The following is a 20,054-nucleotide window of genomic DNA, read 5'->3' as shown; positions in this document are numbered from 1 at the left end:
GCCGCTTTGAGCAGGGGAGTTGGGGGACATGGAGATGTTCAGGGGGATCCGGCGGTGCCATGAGCAGATGTGGCTGTGGCTGGTGGCCATGCACTGGACGACGACGGCGTTCGTCTCCGCGCTCCTCCCGCTGCCGGGGCTGCTGCGCTGGTCCGTCGCGGGCATGCGCCGCCTCGCGGACCGGCAGCGGGCGCTCGCCGGAGCCTGGTCGGGCGTCCCGGTCGAGTCGCCGCCCCGGCCCCCGGCGCCGCGCGGCAGGCCGCCGCTCGACCTCGCGGGACGCTGGAAGTGGCTGATGGGCGACCCGCGGGACGTGCGCGGCTGGCGCTGGACCGCGGTGCACTCGCTGCCCGCCGGACTCCTCGTCTGCGCCCCTCTCTCCTTCGTCCTGTACGGGCTCTACGGCTTCTTCCTGGGCGCCTTCGGCCCCGCGCTCGCGACGCGCGGCCAGTACTGGCAGGGCAGCCTCTGGTACATCGGCTTCGAGGTCACGGACGGCACGACCGCGGCGCTCGCGGCCGTCGTCGGAGCGCTCGTCACCGTGACGGGCCTGGCGATGGCGCCCACCGTCGTCTCCCTGCACACCCGCTTCGTCCGCGCCATGCTCACCCCCAGCGACCAGGAGATGATGGCCGCCCGCATCGCGCACCTCTCGGCGACCCGCTCCGACGCGGTCGACACCTCGGCCGCCGAACTCCGGCGCATCGAGCGGGACCTGCACGACGGGGCGCAGGCCCGGCTGGTGGCGATGGGCATGACGCTCGACGCCGCCGAGCACCGGCTCAAGGAGGACCCGGAGGCGGCGGGCGCGCTGCTCGCGGAGGCCCGCGCCTCGTCCACGGCCGCGCTGCGGGAACTGCGCGACCTGGTCCGCGGCATCCACCCGCCCGTCCTCGCCGACCGCGGACTCGCCGACGCCGTACGGTCGTTGGCGCTGCTGAGCCCGCTGGAGGCGGAGGTCACGGTCGACCTGCCGGCCCGCCCGGAGGCGCCCGTCGAGTCCGCGGTCTACTTCGCGGTCGCCGAGGCGGTCACGAACGCCGCCAAGCACGCGGACGCCACACGCCTGTGGATCGACATCGCCCACCGCGCCGGGGTGCTGCGGGTCGGCGTCACCGACGACGGCACCGGCGGCGCCGACCCGGCCCTCGGCAGCGGCCTCGCGGGCATCGAGCGGCGCCTCGCCACCTTCGACGGCGTCCTCGCCGTCAACAGCCCGGCCGGCGGCCCCACCCAGATCTCGATGGAGGTGCCGTGCGCGTTGTCGTCGCCGAAGACCACTTCCTGCTGAGGGACGGTCTCGTACGGCTCCTGGCGGCGTACGGCCACGAGGTCGTCGCCGCCGTCGACAACGGGCCCGAGCTGCTCAAGGCCCTCGTCGCCGAGAGCCCGGACGTCGGAATCGTCGACGTACGCCTGCCGCCGGACTTCAGCGACGAGGGCCTGCGCGCGGCGCTCGCGGCCCGCGCACAGGTGCCGGGCCTGCCGGTGCTGCTGCTCTCCCAGTACGTGGAGCCCTTGTACGCAAGGGAGTTGCTCGCCGACGGCGCGGGCTCGGTCGGGTACGTGCTGAAGGACCGGGTCACGAACGGCGCCGAGTTCCTGCGCACCATCCGCCAGGTCGCCGACGGCGGCACGGTGATGGACCCCGAGGTCGTCTCCCAGCTCCTGGCCCGCAAGGTGCGCGACCAGCGGCTCGGCTCCCTGACGGCCCGCGAGCGCGAGGTCCTCGGACTGCTCGCGCAGGGCCGCTCCAACGCGGGCGTGGCGGAGACCCTCTTCGTCTCGGAGAAGGCCGTGACCAAGCACATCGGGAACATCTTTACGAAGCTCGGGCTGTACCCGGGGGAGAGCGACAACCGGCGGGTACTGGCCGTGCTGGCGTATCTGGAGGGCTAGGCCGTTGACGTGGTCGTGGTGAGCAACTGCCTCAGCAGACCCGCGAGTTGTTCGGCCTGCGGTCCGTCCAGAGCGCCCTCCAGGGCCTTCTTCTGCACGGCGAGCCCGGCGCCCACCGCCTCGTCCACGACGGCGAGGCCCTCCTCGGTGAGCGTGACCTGGAGGCCGCGCCGGTCGTGCGGGTCGGGCGAGCGGCGGACCAGGCCGCGCCGCTCCAGCTTGTCGAGCCGTCCCGTCATGCCGCCCGTCGTCAGCATCAGCGTCGCCGACAGCCGACGGGGGGAGAGCGTGTACGGGGCGTCCGCGCGGCGCAGCGTGGCCAGCACGTCGAACTCGCCGCGCGAGATGCCGAGCCGCGCGTACGTCTGCTCGATGCGGTCGCCCATCGCGCGGGACAGGCGGTAGACGCGGCCGAACACCTCCATGGCGGTGGTGTCGAGGTCGGGGCGGACGGCCGCCCACTGCTCGATGATCGCGTCGACGGCGTCCTTGTCGGTCATCCGCCCAGTATCGGTTCGCGGTCGCTTTCGGGCAAGAAAGTAGCTTGACGGAAAGTAGCTTGCGACTAAGCTACTTTCCATCGAGCTGCTTTGGAATGCCTACGGAGGGGTGGGTCCCGTGCGGGGCGAGCGCATACCCGGCGAACGGTCGATGACCTTCGCGGCGGCGGTGAACGGGGTCGGCAACGGCATGTACATCCCGTTCACGCTGGTCTTCTTCCATCACGTAACGGGCCTGTCGTTCCCGGTCGTCGGCGCGGTCCTCACCGTCACGGGCCTGATCGGGATGGGCGCGCTGCCCGTCGCGGGCGCGGCGGTGGACCGGTTCGGGGCGCGCCCGGTCCAGTACGTCCTCTACGCGGCCCGCGCGCTCGGCTTCCTTCTCTACCCGGCCGCTCACGGACTGCCCGCCTTCGCCGCGGTGGTCCTCGTGACGGCCGCCGCCGACCGGGCCTTCCCCGCGGTGCAGTCCGCCCTGATCGGCGAGGTGGCGCGCGGCGCCGACCGCGACCGGCTCCAAGCGGCGCTGCGCGCGCTGACCAACGGGGGACTCGGCGCGGGATCGCTGCTCGCGACGCTGGTGATCGGGGTCGCGGGCAGCGGCGCGTACACGTACGCGGCCTGGGCGAACGCGCTGACCTTCGCGGTGGCGGGGCTGCTGCTGCGGCCCCTGCGTCCGGTGCGGCCGGAGCGTACGGCGGGCCAGGATGAGCACGGCGGGCGCGGCGGCGCGGGCTACCGGCTGGTCGCCGCCGACCGCCCCTTCCTGATCGTGACCTCCGCGAACTTCCTCAACGCCCTGTCCTACTCGGCCCTTTCGGTGCTCTTCCCGCTCTTCGTCGTGCAGTGGCTGCGCGCCCCGGCGGTGTTCACCGGCACCGCCTTCACGGTCAACACGGTGCTGTGCGGGGCCGTCGGCATGTTCGTCGCGGGCCGGGTGCGCGGCGCGGGCGCCCGGCGGACCCGGGCGGCGGCGCTCGGCGGGCTCCTGTTCACGGCGTCGTTCGCCGGGCTCGCGGTGCTCGGCGCCGTCCGGCCGGGCTCCGCGTGGCTGGTCGGGTCGGTCCTGGTCGCGCTGGTCGTCCTCTACACGCTCGGCGAGCTGATCCACAGCCCGGCCGCCGAGGTCCTCGCCGTCTCGGCCGCGCCGGAGGCGGTGCGCGGCCGGTACATGGCCACGTACCAGCTCTCCTGGTCGCTGGCGAAGGCGCTCGCGCCGTCCCTGTTCACCACGCTGCTCGCGGTCGACGGCCGGGTGCCGTGGCTGTTCCTGATCGGCACGTCGCTGCTGGCCGCCGGGCTGCTGCTGCGCGTCGAGCGCCGGCTCCCGGTGGAGTCGGTGGTCGTGGCCCGGTCCGTGCGGTCCGCCGGTGACGTGGTGAGGGCGGCATGAGGCGCGCGCCGACCATCCTGCTGACCGCGCTCGCCCCCATCTCCTGGGGATCGACGTACGCGGTGACGACCGAACTCCTGCCCCCGGACCGGCCGTTGTTCACCGCGACGCTGCGGGCGCTGCCCGCGGGCCTGGTACTCCTCGCGCTCGCGCGGCGGCTCCCGGCGGGGCGCTGGTGGTGGCGCTCCGCGGTGCTCGGCGCGCTGAACATCGGGGCGTTCTTCCCGCTGCTGTTCCTGGCCGCGTACCGGCTGCCGGGCGGACTCGCGGCGGTGGTCGGCTCGCTGGGGCCGCTGTTCGTGGCGGGCCTCGCGGTCCCGCTGCTCCGGCAACTCCCCACCCGGCGCGCGCTGTTGACGGCGGCAGCCGCCGCGCTCGGGGTGAGCCTGGTGGTGCTGCGGGCGGCGGGCGGCCTCGACGCGCTCGGCGTGGCGGCCGCCGTGGCCTCCGCGGCGTCGATGTCGACCGGCACGGTCCTGACGAAGAAGTGGGGACGGCCGGAGGGGATCGGCCCGCTGGCGCTGACCGCCTGGCAGCTGACGGCGGGCGGCCTGCTGATCGCCCCGCTCGCCTGGGCGGTGGAGGGCGCGCCGCCCGCGCTCGACGGCCGGGCCCTGACCGGCTATGCCTATCTGGCCCTGGCCAACACGGCGGTCGCGTACTGGCTCTGGTTCCGCGGCATCGGCCGGCTCAGCGCCACGCAGGTCACGCTGCTCGGCCCGCTCTCCCCGCTGACCGCGGCGGTGATCGGCTGGGCGGCGCTGGGACAGGACCTCACGCCCCTCCAACTGGCCGGGATGGCCGTGGCGTTGGGGGCGACGGTGCTGGGCCAGCGGGCCGGGCGCCCCGAAGAAACGTTCAGTAGAGCTGAACGTCACCGCCGGAAGGTTTCGATGGACGTGACGAGTGAGGCCCTGCGACGGTAGCCGCGTGCCGGGAACTCCCGGCGCGTCCGCACCCCTGAGCGAGAGGCCCCGATGGCAGTCCTGGACCGGACCCGCACCCCCGTCGAACCGAGCGCGGCCCCCGGCCGCGCGGCGGGCGGGCTCGGTGCGGGCCTGCTCCTCGCGGCCGTCGCCACCGTCCTGTGGTCCGGCAGCTTCGTCACGGCCCGCGGCCTGCACGACAGCGTGCCGCCGGTCCAGCACGCGTTCTGGCGCTGGGTCATCGCGCTCGTGGCCGTGGCACCGTTCGGGGTGCGGGCCGCATGGCGTGAACGGGCCTCGCTGCGAAAGCACGTGACGTTCGTGACCCTGGCCGCGCTCCTCGGCGTCACGGTCTACAACACCCTCGTGAACCAGGCGGGCCTGACGACCTCCGCCGGGAACATGGGCATGATCATGGCCGCGTCGCCGGTACTGATGGCGGTCTACGAACGGCTCGGCGGAGCCCGGCTCGGGCCGCGCCGGGTGGCCGGAACGCTCGTCGCCTGCACGGGAGTCGTCCTGCTGGTGAGCAAGGGGTCACCGACCCCGGACTTCGCTCCCGGCGACCTGTGGGTGGTCGGCGCGGCCGTCTGCTTCGGCTCGTACAGCGCCCTGCTGCGCCGCCGCCCGAAGGAGATCGGGGGCGTCGCCTTCCTGTTCGCGACGTTCGTGCTCGGCACCCTGATGCTGCTGCCCGCGTTCGCGGTGAGCGTGGCGGTGCAGGGCGGCTTCGCGGTGCGGCCCGGGACGGTCGGACCGCTGCTGTACGTGGGCGTGGTCTCGTCGGCGATCGCCTTCTTCGCCTGGAACAAGGCGATCGCCCTGGTGGGCGCCGCGCGGGCCGGGGTCGTGTACTACCTGCAGCCGGTCTGCGTCGCGTCGCTGTCGTACGTCGTGCTGGGGGAGGACGTGGGCCGGACGCGGGGGCTGTGCCTGGCCCTGATCCTCGGGGGAGTCGTGCTCGCGTCCGCCAACCGGCCCGCGCACAAACGGCGTTGAAGCAGCGACAGCCCCACGACACCCACCCCGAGCCCGATCCAGCCGAGCGGCCCCGCCGCCATCACCCCGGACGTCAGGGCGGGCGGTCCGACCGACTTCTCGATGGACTGGGACATGCCGGCCACGCCGAGGTAGGCGGGGCGGGCGTCCTCGGGGGCGAGCCGGACCGCGAGCTCCCAGGAGCTGACGGAACGCATCAGCTCGGCCAGCGTGATCAGCACCGTGCAGGCGATCAGGAACAGGGATGCCGTCCAGGCGCCGCCCGTGCCGGAGACCGCGAGCAAGGTGCAGCCGAGCAGGACCAGCAGACCGTAGCGGGGCAGGGCGCGCAGCGCGCCGCCGGTGTCGGAGAAGCGTGCGGTGACCCGGAGCTGGAGCAGCACGACCATGAGCGTGTTGACCACCAGGAAGGCCGGGACCAGGGTGTGCGGCGCGTCCGTGTGGTGCACCAGCCACAGCGGCAGCCCGACGTCGAGGATCGCGCCGTCGATGGTCATGGGGATGTCCAGGAGGACGAAGAGGAGATAGCGGTGGTCGCGCCAGGGATTCGACGCGGCAGGCGGCGCGGCGGTCTCGTCGGCGGGCCGGTCCGCCGGGGCGCGGCCGCGGCGCGGTGCCGTACGCAGCACGAGCGCGGCGGCGGCCACGAACGACGCGGCGTCGGCGACGATCAGCGCCCGGTACGCGCCGAGCGTGCCGACGGCGAGGCCGATCGCGGCGACACCCGCCCCGACCCCGTACGCCGCGTTCGCGACACTGCGCGACAGCGCCTGGTACGTGGCCCTGCGCTCGCCCGCCGCCTCCGTCGCGAAGATCATCTCCAGGGTCTTCGCGGCCCGGTCCCCGGCGCAGATCAGCGCGACCACGGCGAGCAGCGCGAAGAAGTCCGTGAGCGCGAGCAGCGCCAGCACGGCCCCGAGCCGCAGCAGATGACACCCGACCAGCAGCGCCCGTACGGAGAACCGCTGGGCGAGCCGTCCCGCCACCGGGGAACCGGCGATGCCCGCGACCCCTGCCGCGCCGAGCAGCAGTCCGAGCCGGCCGCCGTCCATGCCGACGACGAAGGTGAAGTACAGCACGCAGGCCGCCGCCCACACCCCGGTCCCCGCCCGGTCGAGGAACTGCCCGAGCAGCATCAGCCGGGCGTCGCGCCCGCCCGGTGGCTGCCTCAGTTGGGCGATCAGCCCGTCCCCGCCTGGCTTCATCGTGGAACCTCCCCCTCGTTCTGCCGCGTCCGCGATCACTGGGAGTCTCGTCATCAAGAATCTTGATGTCAAGGTATTTCGCGCCGGTGGCCGTACGAGCCCGTACGTTGACCCCATGAGCGACGACGAGCCGCGCGCACCGCGCCGGGACCGGTGGGACATCAAGAAGCTGGTGATCCTGCGGACGCTGCGCGAGCGCGGCACCGTCACCGCCGCCGCGCAGGCCCTCCTGATGACCCCGTCGGCGGTCTCGCAGCAGCTCACCAACCTGGCCAAGCAGCTCGGGGTGCCCCTCCTGGAGGCGCAGGGGCGGCGCGTACGGCTCACGGACGCCGCGCATCTCGTGCTCCGCCACGCGGAGGCCGTGTTCGCCGAACTGGAGCGCGCGGACGCCGAGTTGGCCGCCTACGTGCGGGGCGAAAGCGGACTCGTGCGGGTGGCGGCCTTCTCCACCGCCGTGCCCGCGCTCGTCGTCCCCGCCGTACGGGCGCTGCGCGCCGAGCGCCCCGGCATCACCGTCCGGGTCCGCGAGGCCGAGGCCGCGCAGGCCTACGAGCTGCTCGCCGCCGGGGACGTCGACCTCGCCCTCTCGCTCGCCGCCCACGCGCCGACCGCCCGCGACCCCAAGTTCACGCGGGTGCCGCTGCTCGCCGACCCGCTGGACGTGGCCCTGCCCGTCGGGCACCCCCTCGCGGGCGAGCCGGGCCTGCGCCTCGCCGACCTCGCGGGCGAGCCCTGGATCTTCGGCGGCTCGGGCCCCTGGTCGGAGATCACCACCGCCGCCTGCGAGGCCGCCGGGTTCGTGCCGGAGCAGGCCCACAGCGCGGCAGGCTGGACCGCGATCCTCGCCATGGTCGAGGCGGGTATGGGCGTCGCGCTCGTCCCGCGGATGGCGGCGGCGCGGCGGGACGGTGTCGTCATGTGCGCGCTGGGCGCCGACCGTCCCGTACGGCATGTGGTGGCGGCCGTGCGGAAGGGGGCGGAGGAGGGGGCCGCGGTACGGCGGGTCCTCGACGCCCTGACCGTTCAGCACAGCTGAAAGGCGACCCCGAAAACTTTCGATGGACCTACCGCCTCGCCGCGCCCGACAGTGGGGCCATGACTTCGACTCCTGTGACCGACGACCCGCACGCCAACGACGCCGCCCCCTACGGAGGCGGCGACCCGTACGCCGACTACCGCACCTTCGGTGACGCCACCGCGTTCGCCGAGCTCGTCGACCTCGCCGACCGGCGGCTCGGCGCCGGAGTCATCGCCGCCAACGACGAGTTCTTCGCCCAGCGCGAGAACCTCCTGGTGCGCGAGCGGGCCGTCTTCGACCCCGAGCACTTCGGGCACAAGGGCAAGGTCATGGACGGCTGGGAGACCCGCCGTCGCCGCGGCACCTCCGACGAGCCCTTCCCGGCGCCCGAGGACCACGACTGGGCGATCGTCCGGCTCGGCGCGCCCGGCGTCGTCCGCGGCGTGGTCGTCGACACCGCCCACTTCCGCGGCAACTACCCGCAGCGCGTGAGCATCCAGGCCACGAGCGTCCCGGGCGCGCCGGGCCCTGACGAGCTGCTCGCCGACGACGTGAAGTGGGAGGAGATCGTCCCCGTCAGCCAGGTGCGCGGGCACGCCGCGAACGCCTTTGCCGTCACCTCGGAGCGCCGCTACACGCACGTCCGCGTCTGCCAGCACCCCGACGGCGGCATCGCCCGGCTGCGGGTGCACGGCGAAGTGCTGCCCGACCCCGAGTGGCTCGACCTGCTCGGCACGTTCGACCTCGCCTCCGTGCTCAACGGGGGCGCCTACGAGGACGCGTCCGACAAGTTCTACTCGTCGCCGACGCAGATCATCCTGCCGGGCACGTCGCGGAAGATGGACGACGGCTGGGAGAACCGGCGCCGCCGCGTGCACGGCACCAACGACTGGGTCCGCTTCCGGCTCGCCGCGCAGGGCGCGATCCGCGCCGTGGAGATCGACACGGCGTACCTGAAGGGGAACTCGGCCGGGTGGATCGCGCTGAGCGGGCGCAACGGGGAGACGGGGGAGTGGTTCGAGATCATCCCCCGCACGAAGCTGCAGCCCGACACGCTGCACCGCTTCCCCCTCGCCGCGCAGGCGGTGGCCACGCATGTCCGTCTTGACGCGTTCCCCGACGGTGGGGTGGCCCGGATGCGGGTGCATGGCGTTCTGACGGAGCAGGGTCGGGCGGCGCTGGAGGAGCGTTTCCAGCGGGGCTGATCGGTTTCGTCGCGGGCTGACGGCCCGGTGGGGGCTGGTCGCGCAGTTCCCCGCGCCCCTGAAGGCATGCGCTGCGCGCAGCCTTCCCCCACAGACCCGCGCCCCTGAGATGGCGCACGAAGCGCGCATCTCAGGGGCGCGGGGAACTGCGCGAGAAGCCCCACCGGGCCGGACGCCGCGAACGGCGCCCGGCCCGGCGGACGAAAAGGCGCCTACGCGTCCGCGCCCTGCGCCTTGAGGGCGCGCTCCACGCCCGCGCGGGACTCGGAGACGAGACGCCGCAGCGCCGCGCTCGGCTCGGCCGAGGCCAGCCAGGAGTCCGTCGCGGCCAGCGTCTCCTCGGAGACCTGGACCGACGGGTAGAGACCGATCGCGACCTGCTGCGCCATCTCGTGCGACCGGGACTCCCACACGCCCTTGAGCGAGGTGAAGTACTTCTCGGTGTACGGCGCGAGCAGCTCCCGCTGGTCGGTCTGGACGAACCCGCCGATGACGGCTTCCTGCACCGCGTTCGGCAGCTGGTCCGACTCCACGACGGAGGCCCACGCCTCGGCCTTGGCCTCGGGCGTCGGCCGCGCCGCACGCGCGGTCGCCGCGTGCCGTTCACCCGCGGCGGTCCTGTCCCGCTCGTACTCGGCGGTGATCTCCGTCTCGTCGAACCGCCCCACCGCCGCGAGCCGCTGCACGAACGCCCAGCGCAGCTCAGTGTCGACGGCGAGCCCCTCGATGGTCTGCGAACCCTCCAACAGGGCGTCCAACACGTCGAGTTGCTCCGGCGTGCGGGCCGTCGCCGCGAAGGCGCGGGCCCACGCCAGCTGGTGGTCGCTGCCCGGCTCGGCGGTGCGCAGGTGGGCCAGCGTCGCGTCCGTCCAGCGGGTCAGCAGCGCGTCGCGGTGGGCCGGGGCCGCGTACAGGTCGAGGGCCAGCTTCACCTGCCGGTGCAGCGACTGGACCACGCCGATGTCGGACTCCTTGCCGACCCCGCTGAGCACCAGGTCCAGATAGGCGCTGGCGGACAGCTCGGCGTCGCGGGTCATGTCCCAGGCGGAGGCCCAGCACAGGGCGCGCGGCAGGGACGCCTCGAAGTCGCCGAGGTGCTGCGTGACGAAGGCGAGGGACTCCTCGTCGAGGCGGACCTTGGCGTACGACAGGTCGTCGTCGTTGAGCAGCACGACGGCCGGACGCCGCTTGCCGACCAGCTGCGGAACCTGCGTCGACTCGCTCGCGGTGACGTCGAGTTCGATCCGCTCGCCGCGCAGCAGCTTGCCGCTGTCGTCATCGAGGTCGTAGAGGCCGACGGCGATCCGGTGCGGCCGCAGCGTCGGCTCGCCCTTCGCGCCGGCGGGCAGGGCCGGGGCCTCCTGCCGGATCGCGAACGAGGTGATGACACCGTGCTCGTCCGTCTCGATCTCGGGACGCAGGATGTTGATGCCGGCCGTCTCCAGCCACGCCTTCGACCAGGCCTTCAGGTCCCGGCCGCTGGTCTCCTCGAGCGCGCCGAGCAGGTCGGACAGGCGGGTGTTCCCGAACGCGTGCCGCTTGAAGTACGCCTGCACGCCCTGGAAGAACTCGTCCATGCCGACATACGCGACGAGCTGCTTCAGGACCGAGGCGCCCTTCGCGTACGTGATCCCGTCGAAGTTGACGAGCACGTCGTCGAGGTCGTTGATCTCGGCCATGATCGGGTGCGTGGACGGCAGTTGGTCCTGCCGGTACGCCCACGTCTTCATGGAGTTGGCGAACGTCGTCCACGAGTGCGGCCAGCGCGAGTCCGGCGCGTACGCCTGGCAGGCGATGGAGGTGTACGTCGCGAACGACTCGTTCAGCCAGAGGTCGTTCCACCACTCCATCGTGACGAGGTCGCCGAACCACATGTGGGCGAGCTCGTGCAGGATCGTCTCGGCGCGCACCTCGTACGCGGCGTCCGTCACCTTCGACCGGAACACGTACTGGTCGCGGATGGTGACCGCGCCCGCGTTCTCCATCGCCCCCGCGTTGAACTCGGGCACGAAGAGCTGGTCGTACTTGGCGAACGGGTACGCGTAGTCGAACTTCTCCTGGAACCAGGCGAATCCCTGCCGCGTCACCGCGAAGATCGCGTCCGAGTCGAGGAACTCGGCGAGCGAGGGACGGCAGTAGATGCCGAGCGGCACGCTCTGCCCGCCCGGGCCCTCGTACGACGAGTGCACGGAGTGGTACGGGCCGACGATCAGGGCCGTGATGTACGAGGAGATGCGCGGCGTCGGCTCGAAGTGCCAGACGTCGTCCTTGGGCTCGGGCGTCGGCGAGTTGGAGATGACGGTCCAGCCGCTCGGCGCCTTCACCGTGAACTGGAAGGTGCCCTTGAGGTCCGGCTGCTCGAAGCTGGCGAACACGCGCCGCGCGTCCGGCACCTCGAACTGCGTGTACAGGTAGGCCTGTTGGTCGACCGGGTCGACGAACCGGTGCAGCCCCTCACCCGTGTTCGTGTACGCGCAGTCGGCCACGACCCGCAGCTCGTTCGGCCCCGACTCCAGGCGCTTCAGCGCGATCCGCGAGTCACGGAAGACGGCGGCGACATCGAGCGAGTGCCCGTTCAGCACCACCTCGTGCACCGCGTCCGCGATCAGATCGATGAACGTCTCGGCGCCCGCCTCCGCGCTGTCGAAGCGCACGGTGGTCGCGGACCGGAACGTGCCGCCCTCCTGCGCGCCGGAGAGGTCGAGATCGATCTCGTAAGAGTCAACGGTGAGCAGCTTCGCCCGCTGCTGCGCCTCTTCTCGGGTCAGATTGGTGCCAGGCACGCGGTCATCTCCTAGTGCGGTCTGTGTTCTACGTTTGTGACGTTTCCGGCCATCCTTCCACGCGGGGTACCCGATGGCGATGTCCGTTTTCCGCCGGTGAACAGGCCCGCCGCGCGGGACCGTGGAGGGCATGACCAGGTACACCGCACAGCCCGTCGATCCCACCGCTCTCAAGGAGCTCCGCGACGTCGACGACGCGGGCCGCCCTTGCGTCCCGTACCCCGCGACCGCGGACGACGCGGGTTCCCCGCTGCGCTGCTGCCTGCGCCCCGTCGAGGAGGGCGAGCGCATCGCCCTCGTCGCGTACGCGCCGCTGCGCCGCTGGGCCGCCGAGACCGGCGCGACCCCGGGCGCGTACGACGAACAGGGCCCGGTCTTCCTCCACGCCGAGGACTGCGGCGGCCCGGACCCGGACCGCCACGGCTATCCCTTCACCCGCACCGGCGCCCTGCGCGCCCTGCGCCGCTACGACGCGCGCGGGCACATCGCGGGCGGCGCGCTCCTGGAGCTTCCGGCCGACCCGGCGGCCGCCCTCGACGCGGCCCTCGACGAGGCGTTCGCCGACCCGGAGGTGGTGCTCGTGCACGTACGGGCGGTGGAGTACGGGTGCCTGCACTTCGCGGTGCCCCGGCCCGCGTAAGGGGTGGAGGCCGTCAGCCGCCCACCGAGATCTGCCAGGGGCCGTCCGCCGCCACGAGCAGCAGCCCCGGTCCCTGGACCGGGGCCAGGACGTCGAGCCGGCCGACCTCGTTGACCAGGAGGTCCTCGTCGTCGTGCGGCCAGTCCGGGTCGGTGGAGCGGAAGCGGTGCCAGACGGTGAAGTTGCTCTCGCCCTGGTGCGCGAAGGACAGCACGCCCGGACCGCCCGGGTACACCAGCAGGTCCGCGCCGCTGCCGTGCAGCGTGTGGTCGAGGCGGCGGGCGTGGCCGAGCGGCAGCACCCGCAGCTGCCACGGGGTGTCGGCCTCGACGAGCAGGGTCAGCGGCCGGTCGTCGGGGACGGTGGCCACGGTCCGGCCGTGCACCTCGTCCTCGTAGGCGGCCAGCAGCGTCTCGCCACTGCGTCCGTACGCGTCGCACGCGCTGACGGCGACCGAGATGCTGTCGCGGCACTCGATCTCGACCACGACCCGGCAGCCGGGCGGCAGGGACGGCGGGCAGGTGACGCGCTGCTTGCCCGTGCCCTGGGTGACGAACGGGGGGAAGGCGACCGCGAGTTCGGCCGGACTGCCGGGGCCCTCCTGCGGCGGCGCGGGCATCGGTGGCGGGAACGGGGCGGGGGCCGGCGGCGGCGCGCTCGACTCGTCCTCGATGCCGATCCCGAAGTCCGTCGCGAGGCCGGCGAGCCCCGAGGCATAGCCCTGGCCGACGGCCCGGAACTTCCAGGAGCCGTTCCTGCGGTAGAACTCGCCGAAGACGAAGGCCGTCTCCGTGGTCGCGTCGCCGATGGCGAAGGAGGCGACCGTGGCGCCCTGCGGGATCGCGGCGTGGACGGCGAGCCCGGGTATCCGGCCGAACGTTTCGCCGTCGGCGGAGGCGGCGACCACGACCCGCTCCACCCCGGGCTCCACGGCCGCCAGGTCGAGCCAGATCCAGTCGGCACCCGTACCGCCGGGGTCCTGCCCCCTGCCGAGGTGACGCACGGCGTTCGACGGGTGCGCGGGCTGGTTGTAGAAGACGAGGTCGGCGTCGCCACGGACGCGGCCCGCCGCGTCGAGCAGCAGGGCCGAGACGTCCACATCCGGAATCCCGGGCCCCTGCTGCCAGACCACTGCCACATGCAGAGCCGTGGAGGGAACGGGAAGATTGCCGCCCTTGGACATCTCGGTCATGGCGGGATCTTCACACAAGCTCCACGGCGAAGTGAGCCGTTTCGCGCAGCTCGGTTCGCGCGGCCCGGCGCTGCCGCTGTCAGCCCTTGAGCTCGGCGGCGACCAGCTCCGCGATCTGCACCGCGTTCAGGGCCGCGCCCTTGCGCAGGTTGTCGTTGGAGACGAAGAGCGCAAGCCCGTTGTCCACCGTCTCGTCCGCGCGGATGCGGCCCACGAAGGACGGGTCCTGGCCCGCGGCCTCAAGGGGGGTCGGGATCTCGGAGAGCGCGACGCCGGGCGCCCCACCGAGCAGCTCGGTCGCGCGCTCCACGCTGATCGGCCGCGCGAAGCGGGCGTTGATCTGCAGGGAGTGGCCGGAGAAGACCGGGACGCGCACACAGGTGCCGGAGACCTTGAGCGCGGGGATCTCCAGGATCTTCCGCGACTCGTTGCGGAGCTTCTGCTCCTCGTCCGTCTCGTGCAGGCCGTCGTCCACGATGGAGCCGGCGAGCGGGAGGACGTTGAAGGCGATGGGGCGCTTGTAGACGTCCGGCTCGGGGAAGTCGACCGCGCCGCCGTCGTGGGTGAGCTTGTCGGCGTCCGCGACGACCTTCTGCGCCTGGCCGTGCAGCTCGGCGACGCCCGCGAGGCCCGAACCCGAGACCGCCTGGTACGTGGCGACGATCAGCGCTTCGAGGCCCGCCTCGTCGTGCAGGGGACGCAGGACCGGCATCGCGGCCATCGTCGTGCAGTTCGGGTTGGCGATGATGCCCTTGGGGCGGTCGGTGATCGCGTGCGCGTTCACCTCGGCGACCACGAGCGGCACCTCGGGGTCCTTGCGCCAGGCGGAGGAGTTGTCGATCACGACGGCACCCTGCGAGGCGACCTTCTCGGCGAGGGCCTTGGAGGTGGCGCCGCCGGCGGAGAACAGGACGATGTCCAGGCCCGTGTAGTCGGCCGTCGCCGCGTCCTCGATCGTCACGCCGTCCAGGGTCTTGCCCGCGCTGCGCGCCGAGGCGAACAGGCGCAGCTCCTCGATCGGGAAGTCCCGCTCGACCAGGATCTTCCGCATGACCGTGCCGACCTGACCGGTGGCTCCGACGATTCCGACCTTCACAGGGTTCCTCCGTACGTACACAAGCGGCGGGGTGCCACTCAATGATGCGTCTGTCCAGGCCCGGCTTGTCCAATCGATTGTCCGAGGTGCGGGACGCGTGGGGTTCACCACAGCCGGATCACGGATTCCCGCGAACGTTTCCGGTGCCTCGCGCGTCGTAGGTCACACGCGGGGAGGGGAGGGGCAGTGCTGCGCAGAAAAACCAGGGGTCGGCCGGACGACCCCCTGGACGCGGCCGTCGAGGACCGGGTGCGGGCCGTCCTGTCACTGGGCGGGGTGCCGTACGCGGACCTGCCGGACGGGGTGCAGCAGGTGCGGCTGCGGCTCCTGGAACGGGCGGCGAAGGGGCAGGAGGCGCCGCGCGACGTCTCCGCGTGGGCGGCGGTCGTCGCCTCGAACCTCGCCATGGACTGGCACCGGGCCAGGCGGCGCCAGGACCGGCTCGGGGAGCGGCTCGCCTCGCTGCGCCAGGAGGACGCGCGGGACGCCGCCGAGACCCGGGTGCTCTCCCTCGCCGTCGCCCAGGGCCTCGACCAGCTCCCGGACCCGCAGCGGCAGGTGGTCGTGCTGCGGTTCTACGCCGATCTGCCGGTCCGGGACATAGCGGTCGAGCTCGGTGTGCCCGAGGGCACCGTCAAGAGCCGCCTGCACACGGCGGTGCGGATGCTCAGGGCCCGGCTGCACGAACAGGAGGTGGTCTGACGTGGACGCGAACCGTGAGGATCAGCTGCTGATGCTGGCCATCGCCGGGGAACCGCTGCCGGACGGCGATCCGGAGGCCGCGGACATCGCCGCGGACGTCGCGCTGCTGCGGGAGCAGGTGCGCGGCCTCGGCGACGCACTCGCCGCCCGCCCCGCCCCGAAGCCGGAGCCGGTACCGGTGAAACGCCCCGCGCGGACCCGCCGCCCGCTGCGGATCGCGTTCGGCGCGGTGGCCGTGGCCTGCGCGGCCTCGTTCGTCGGCGGCCTGGTGTGGCTCGGCGTGAACGCGCCCGGAGTGGGCGGCGGTATCAGCAGCGACAGCGGAGACAGCGACAAGGCGGCGGCCTCCGACAGCAAGGGCAAGGGCTCGGCCGGTGACGACGTCTCCTCGCCGCAGATGCACATCGCCTGCTCCAAGGTGCTCGTCGAGGGCCGGGTGGTCAGCGTCACGCCGCGCGCCGACGGCGACGTGCGCGTCGTGCTCAAGGTGAAGCGCTACTACCGTCCCGAGCGCTCGGTCGCGGAACACCCCACGTTCGCCGTGACCCTGGACGGCCTGGCGAAGGAGGACCTGAAGCCCGGCACGTACACGCTGATCCGCACGCCCGTGCGTCCGGAGGACCGGCAGGACTGGGAGACCGGCCGGGGTGTGCAGGACGCGCGCGACGGCATCCGCGCAGCGCTGCCCGGCGCCGACGGCCTCGCCTGCGAGGGCCCCGGCCACTGAAGGAACGGAAAGAACGGGAAGAACGGAAAGAGGGGCGGACGCCGACGGCGTCCGCCCCTCGCTCAAGCCACCCGGAACCTTACGGAGTGACCTTCTCGATCTTCACGCTGCCGGTGCCGGCGACGACACCGCGCTCGTTCACGAGCTGCACCTCACCGAAGAACTCACGGCCCTCCGGAGCCGCGGCGGCCGCCGTGACCTTCGCGGTCACCGTGGTGGACGCGCCGGTGGCCAGCGAGACCGGCTTCGAGTCGTCGACCGTCACCGAGCCGAGGGCCGGCGAGAAGAAGACGTCCGCGTAGTCGTAGTCGGTCGAACCGGACGGCACCGAGTAACCGACGATCTCGACGGTGTACGTGCCGGCGGCCGGCTTGGTGACCGTCACCGCCTCCTCGGAGTCGCCGTCCGCGGACTGCGCGACCTGGTTGCCCGCGGCGTCGTACACCGTCAGGTCGAGGTCGGCCGACTTGTCGGAGACGTTGCCGATCGAGACGGCGAGCTTCTCCGCGCCCTCGGGCACGACGACCTCGGAGGTCTGCGTGGCGCCCTGCGCGATGCTGGGCCGCGCCGACTTCGACGAGCCGAGCGCACCGCCCTGCAGCTTGCCGCCGCTGATGGCCGCGAAGTTGTTCGTGACCTTCCACGAGACGTCGGCCGGGGTACCGACCTTGGCCTCGGGGACCGTCTGCACGGCCGGGTCGAACGCGGCGCCCAGGACGGAGACGCCCAGCGTGTACGGGTTGTCGAGCAGCGGCGACGTACGGCGCGCCTCGACCTCGATCTCCCAGACACCGGCCTGCGGGTCCGCGTACGAACGCAGGTCCGGGCGGCAGGTGTTGGCCGGGTTGTTGTAGTTCGGGTAGCAGCTCGGCGTCGACGTGTCGTCGACCGGCACACCGTACGGGTGGATGGAGATGAACCGGGTCTGGCTCGTGGCCTTGAGACCGCTCATCGCCACCTGGAGCGACTTGGCGCCCTCGGGCACCGTCACGAAGTACGACGTGGTGCTGTTGCGCTGCACCGAGCCCTTCGCGGAGAAGGTGTACGACGGCTTCGCGATCGGCGTCGAGACGACGACCGTCGCCATGACCTGCTGGTCCACGCCCTCGGTCTTAGGGTCGTCGACCTGGAGGATCGCGCTGCGCAGCCCGGCCGACTCCGGCCTGGCCTGCACCTTCACGGTGACGGCCTTGTTCAGCGGGAGCACCACCCAGCTGGAGCCCGCGATGGCGAAGGTGTCACCGGAGTTGTTCTTCAGCGACAGCTTGTGCAGCACCGGCTTGGCCGAGCCCGACGTACGCGTGATGGTGACGTCGTACGTCTTGCGCTGGCCGGCCTTCAGGCCGCCCTCGCGGTCGTAGATGCCCGTGCCGAAGCCCGGCGTCGCGAGCGCGTCGTCGATCGCGGTGTCGACGGGCGCCTTCACGGTGTACGTGTGCGCGCTCGCCCCGTGCCGGATGGAGTGCCAGGCGTCCTCGATGTCGATGAGGCCGGAGCCCTCGGCGTACGCCTGCTCGCCCTTGATGTGGTCCGCGGTCGAGGTCAGCGCGGTGCGCAGCTTCGCCGGGGTCAGGTCGACGTGCGCGCGCTTGGCGGCGGACAGCAGCAGCGCGGAGGCACCGGCGGCCTGCGGGGACGCCATCGACGTGCCCTGCAGCATCGAGTAGCCGGCCGGCAGGGAGTAGCCCGCCTCGGCGACCGGAGCACCGGGCAGCCAGGTCTGGGTGGTGTTGATCGCCGCGCCCGGCGCGGTGATGGTCGGCGTGAAGCCGCCGTCCTCCCGCGGACCGCGCGAGGAGAAGGGCATCATCGCGTACGACTTCTCCACCTGGGAGCCGTAGTTGGAGGCCCAGGTGTCCTTGGAGATCGAGGCACCGACCGAGACGACCTTGTCGGCCAGGCCCGGGTCACCGATGGTGTTCGCGCCGGGGCCCGAGTTGCCCGCCGAGATCACGAGCTGGACGCCGTAGTCGTCGATGAGCCGCGTGTACAGCAGCGAGCGGGCGTTGTTGCCGTCGTTCAGCGCCGGCAGACCGCCGATCGACATGTTCACGATGTCGACGCCGCGCTTGGTGACGAGGTCGATCATGCCCTCGGTGAGCGCGACGTTGGTGCAGCCGCCGGACCAGGTGCAGGCCCGCGAGGAGACGATCTTGGCGCCGGGGGCGGCACCGTTCATGTTCTTGTTGCCGAACAGGGAGTTGGCCGCGGTGATGCCCGCGACGTGCGTGCCGTGCTCGGACTCGATGACACCGATGTTGACGAAGTCGCGCTTCTGGCCGACCCAGTCGCCGCCGTACGGGTCCATCGGGACGTCCTTGCGGATCTCCACGACGAACGGCTGGCGCTCGACGACGTCGGTGGACGGGTCGTCCTTGCCGAAGTAGCCGATCTGGTAGCCGTCCTTGTACGGCTTCATCGGGGTGTCGTCGGTGAAGTCGCCGTTGTCGTTCAGGTCGACGGTCACCGTGCCCGCGGCCGCGTCGTACAGCACGCCCCACTTGTCGGTGGTGTCGCCGTCCCGGTTCGCGTCGCCCTTGGCGTCACCGCCGGTGGTGGCCGACTCCGAGAAGGTGCTGATGCCGTACGAGCCCGCCTTCGCCTTCCAGGTGCGGCCGCCGTACGTGAACGTCGGGCCGGAGACCTGGGTGACCATCGCCCGCCAGGTCGCGTCGCCGTCCACGATCGGGTCGGTCGAGGTGACCCAGTCGACGATCTTGCGCTCGCCGGTGGTGGTCTTCTGCAGCGCCGGGTGACCGAGGTCCACGCCCGAGTCGAGGATGCCGATGGTGACACCGCGCCCGTCGGCCTTCGGGTTGTCCTTCACGAAGTCGACGGCGCCCGTCTCGAAGGACGGGTTGTACGGGTTCTTCTCGGGGGTGTTCTTGCCGGGCCCGCTGTACGAACCGGAGGCGGAGCCCTTCGAGCCCTTGGCGCCCTTCGCGGTGTCCGCGGTCGGCGTCGGGTCGTCGAGCGCGATCTCCTGGCGCAGGTCGATGCCGAGCACGGAGTCGAGCTTCTCGGCGCCCTTGATGGCGGCCTCGGCCCTGCCGGTGGGCAGCGTCGCCCGGACGTAGCCGAGCTTGTCGTAGGTGCGGCCCACGGAGCCGCCCTTGACGGAGTCGAGCTGCGAGGCGACTTCCTCCGTCTTGCCGGGGGCGGTGGCGACCATGACGGTCACGTTCTTCTTGCCGTCCGCCTTGGCGTCGGCGAGCAGTTCGGCGTCCTGCGAGCCGAGCTTGTCGCTGCCCGCCTTGACGGCGGGGTCGGCGGCCGGTGCGGAACCGGAGTCCGCCGCGAGGGCCATGGGTATCGGCCCGGCCGCGGTGAGCGCGGCCACGAGGCCCGCGGCGGCCGCGAGTCGGGCCGCGCGTCTCGCGCCGGATATCGGTGCGCGCTGGGGATCGGGGGTCATCTGCATCCCTGTACGTGAAGGTGAGGACGATCGGCGATCGACGATCGGAAAGGCTCCGGAATTCGGTGCCGGATGACCGCTCAGCTTTACTTAAGTGAGCACAGTTTGGGGAGAGTTGCCCGAGGCGGGATAAGGCCATGGCGTAATCCCGCCATACGCCATGCCGACCAAATCCCTATAAAGGTGGCTAAGGAACGCCCCGCCAGGGGCGCGGGGAACGGCGCGAGAAGCCCACACAACCCGCACTCGCCCGCGAATCCGTACACCCACCCCATAGGCGCCCCATCGCAGGGCAAGAGGCCATCGAGGCGAGGGGACAAAGCCCGCCATCCCCATGCGCACCGGCCCGGA

Annotated in this window: 15 protein-coding genes and 1 pseudogene; 10 read left to right on the top strand and 6 right to left on the bottom strand. The window is 72.4% G+C overall.

Features of this window, described 5'->3' with window-relative positions:
- Positions 1-28 precede the first annotated feature (28 nt).
- On the top strand, positions 29-1,291 hold the full coding sequence (locus B072_RS43445; RefSeq protein WP_106432889.1) for a sensor histidine kinase: 1,263 nt from the start codon (positions 29-31) through the stop codon (positions 1,289-1,291).
- Complete coding sequence (locus tag B072_RS0118730; RefSeq protein ID WP_018531497.1) at positions 1,255-1,899, top strand: LuxR C-terminal-related transcriptional regulator; 645 nt, start codon at positions 1,255-1,257, stop codon at positions 1,897-1,899. The genes B072_RS43445 and B072_RS0118730 overlap by 37 nt, the downstream gene beginning before the upstream one ends.
- On the opposite strand, the gene B072_RS0118725 is transcribed toward B072_RS0118730, so the two are convergent.
- On the bottom strand, positions 1,896-2,399 hold the full coding sequence (locus B072_RS0118725; protein ID WP_018531496.1) for a MarR family winged helix-turn-helix transcriptional regulator: 504 nt from the start codon (positions 2,397-2,399) through the stop codon (positions 1,896-1,898). The genes B072_RS0118730 and B072_RS0118725 overlap by 4 nt on opposite strands.
- 118 nt (positions 2,400-2,517) lie before the next feature.
- Between B072_RS0118725 and B072_RS0118720 the strand changes: the two genes are divergently transcribed.
- The 3 genes from B072_RS0118720 to B072_RS46565 are packed head-to-tail and all read left to right on the top strand — an operon-like array spanning position 2,518 to position 5,717.
- A complete protein-coding gene (locus tag B072_RS0118720) occupies positions 2,518-3,792 on the top strand; it encodes an MFS transporter (protein WP_018531495.1) in 1,275 nt (424 codons plus the stop codon).
- Complete coding sequence (locus tag B072_RS0118715; RefSeq protein WP_018531494.1) at positions 3,789-4,718, top strand: EamA family transporter; 930 nt, start codon at positions 3,789-3,791, stop codon at positions 4,716-4,718. Before B072_RS0118720 ends, B072_RS0118715 begins: the two co-directional genes overlap by 4 nt.
- Before the next feature lie 51 nt (positions 4,719-4,769).
- Positions 4,770-5,717, top strand: a complete 948-nt coding sequence (locus tag B072_RS46565; RefSeq protein ID WP_078506483.1) for a DMT family transporter — start codon at positions 4,770-4,772, stop codon at positions 5,715-5,717.
- A gap of 95 nt (positions 5,718-5,812) precedes the next feature.
- Here B072_RS46565 and B072_RS0118705 read toward each other — a convergent pair.
- Positions 5,813-6,922: pseudogene (locus B072_RS0118705) on the bottom strand (MFS transporter); the annotation flags it as partial.
- Between the two features lie 115 nt (positions 6,923-7,037).
- Between B072_RS0118705 and B072_RS0118700 the strand changes: the two are divergent.
- Positions 7,038-7,961: a LysR family transcriptional regulator gene (locus B072_RS0118700; protein WP_018531491.1), complete on the top strand. Its 924-nt coding sequence runs from the start codon at positions 7,038-7,040 to the stop codon at positions 7,959-7,961.
- A 59-nt stretch (positions 7,962-8,020) separates the two neighbouring features.
- Entirely contained in the window at positions 8,021-9,148 is a 1,128-nt protein-coding gene (gene alc / locus B072_RS0118695; RefSeq protein ID WP_026246004.1) for an allantoicase, read from the top strand.
- Positions 9,149-9,360: 212 nt separating this feature from the next.
- Here alc and pepN read toward each other — a convergent pair whose 3' ends face one another.
- Complete coding sequence (gene pepN, locus B072_RS0118690) at positions 9,361-11,931, bottom strand: aminopeptidase N (RefSeq protein WP_018531489.1); 2,571 nt, start codon at positions 11,929-11,931, stop codon at positions 9,361-9,363.
- Positions 11,932-12,061: 130 nt separating this feature from the next.
- Between pepN and B072_RS0118685 the strand changes: the two genes are divergently transcribed.
- Complete coding sequence (locus B072_RS0118685) at positions 12,062-12,571, top strand: DUF1203 domain-containing protein (protein WP_018531488.1); 510 nt, start codon at positions 12,062-12,064, stop codon at positions 12,569-12,571.
- A 13-nt stretch (positions 12,572-12,584) separates the two neighbouring features.
- On the opposite strand, the gene B072_RS0118680 is transcribed toward B072_RS0118685, so the two are convergent.
- A complete protein-coding gene (locus B072_RS0118680; protein WP_026246003.1) occupies positions 12,585-13,763 on the bottom strand; it encodes a TerD family protein in 1,179 nt (392 codons plus the stop codon).
- Between the two features lie 79 nt (positions 13,764-13,842).
- The gene (locus B072_RS0118675) at positions 13,843-14,859 is read right to left on the bottom strand and encodes an aspartate-semialdehyde dehydrogenase (RefSeq protein ID WP_018531486.1); all 1,017 of its coding nucleotides are present in this window, start codon (positions 14,857-14,859) and stop codon (positions 13,843-13,845) included.
- 186 nt (positions 14,860-15,045) lie between these two features.
- Here B072_RS0118675 and B072_RS0118670 point away from each other — a divergent pair, with 186 nt between their 5' ends.
- Together B072_RS0118670 and B072_RS43440 are read left to right on the top strand one after the other, a co-directional pair.
- Positions 15,046-15,561, top strand: coding sequence for a sigma-70 family RNA polymerase sigma factor (locus B072_RS0118670; RefSeq protein ID WP_018531485.1), 516 nt, complete (start codon positions 15,046-15,048; stop codon positions 15,559-15,561).
- A 1-nt stretch (position 15,562) separates the two neighbouring features.
- Positions 15,563-16,288, top strand: coding sequence for a hypothetical protein (locus tag B072_RS43440; protein WP_018531484.1), 726 nt, complete (start codon positions 15,563-15,565; stop codon positions 16,286-16,288).
- Between the two features lie 79 nt (positions 16,289-16,367).
- On the opposite strand, the gene B072_RS0118660 is transcribed toward B072_RS43440, so the two are convergent.
- Entirely contained in the window at positions 16,368-19,703 is a 3,336-nt protein-coding gene (locus B072_RS0118660) for a S8 family serine peptidase (RefSeq protein ID WP_018531483.1), read from the bottom strand.
- Between the last annotated feature and the right edge of the window lie 351 nt (positions 19,704-20,054).

The sequence above is a fragment of the Streptomyces sp. HmicA12 genome (assembly GCF_000373565.1).
Classification (GTDB): domain Bacteria; phylum Actinomycetota; class Actinomycetes; order Streptomycetales; family Streptomycetaceae; genus Streptomyces.
The sequence above is the reverse complement of the archived record's forward strand: the minus strand, read 5'-3'. Positions and strand labels throughout refer to the sequence as shown.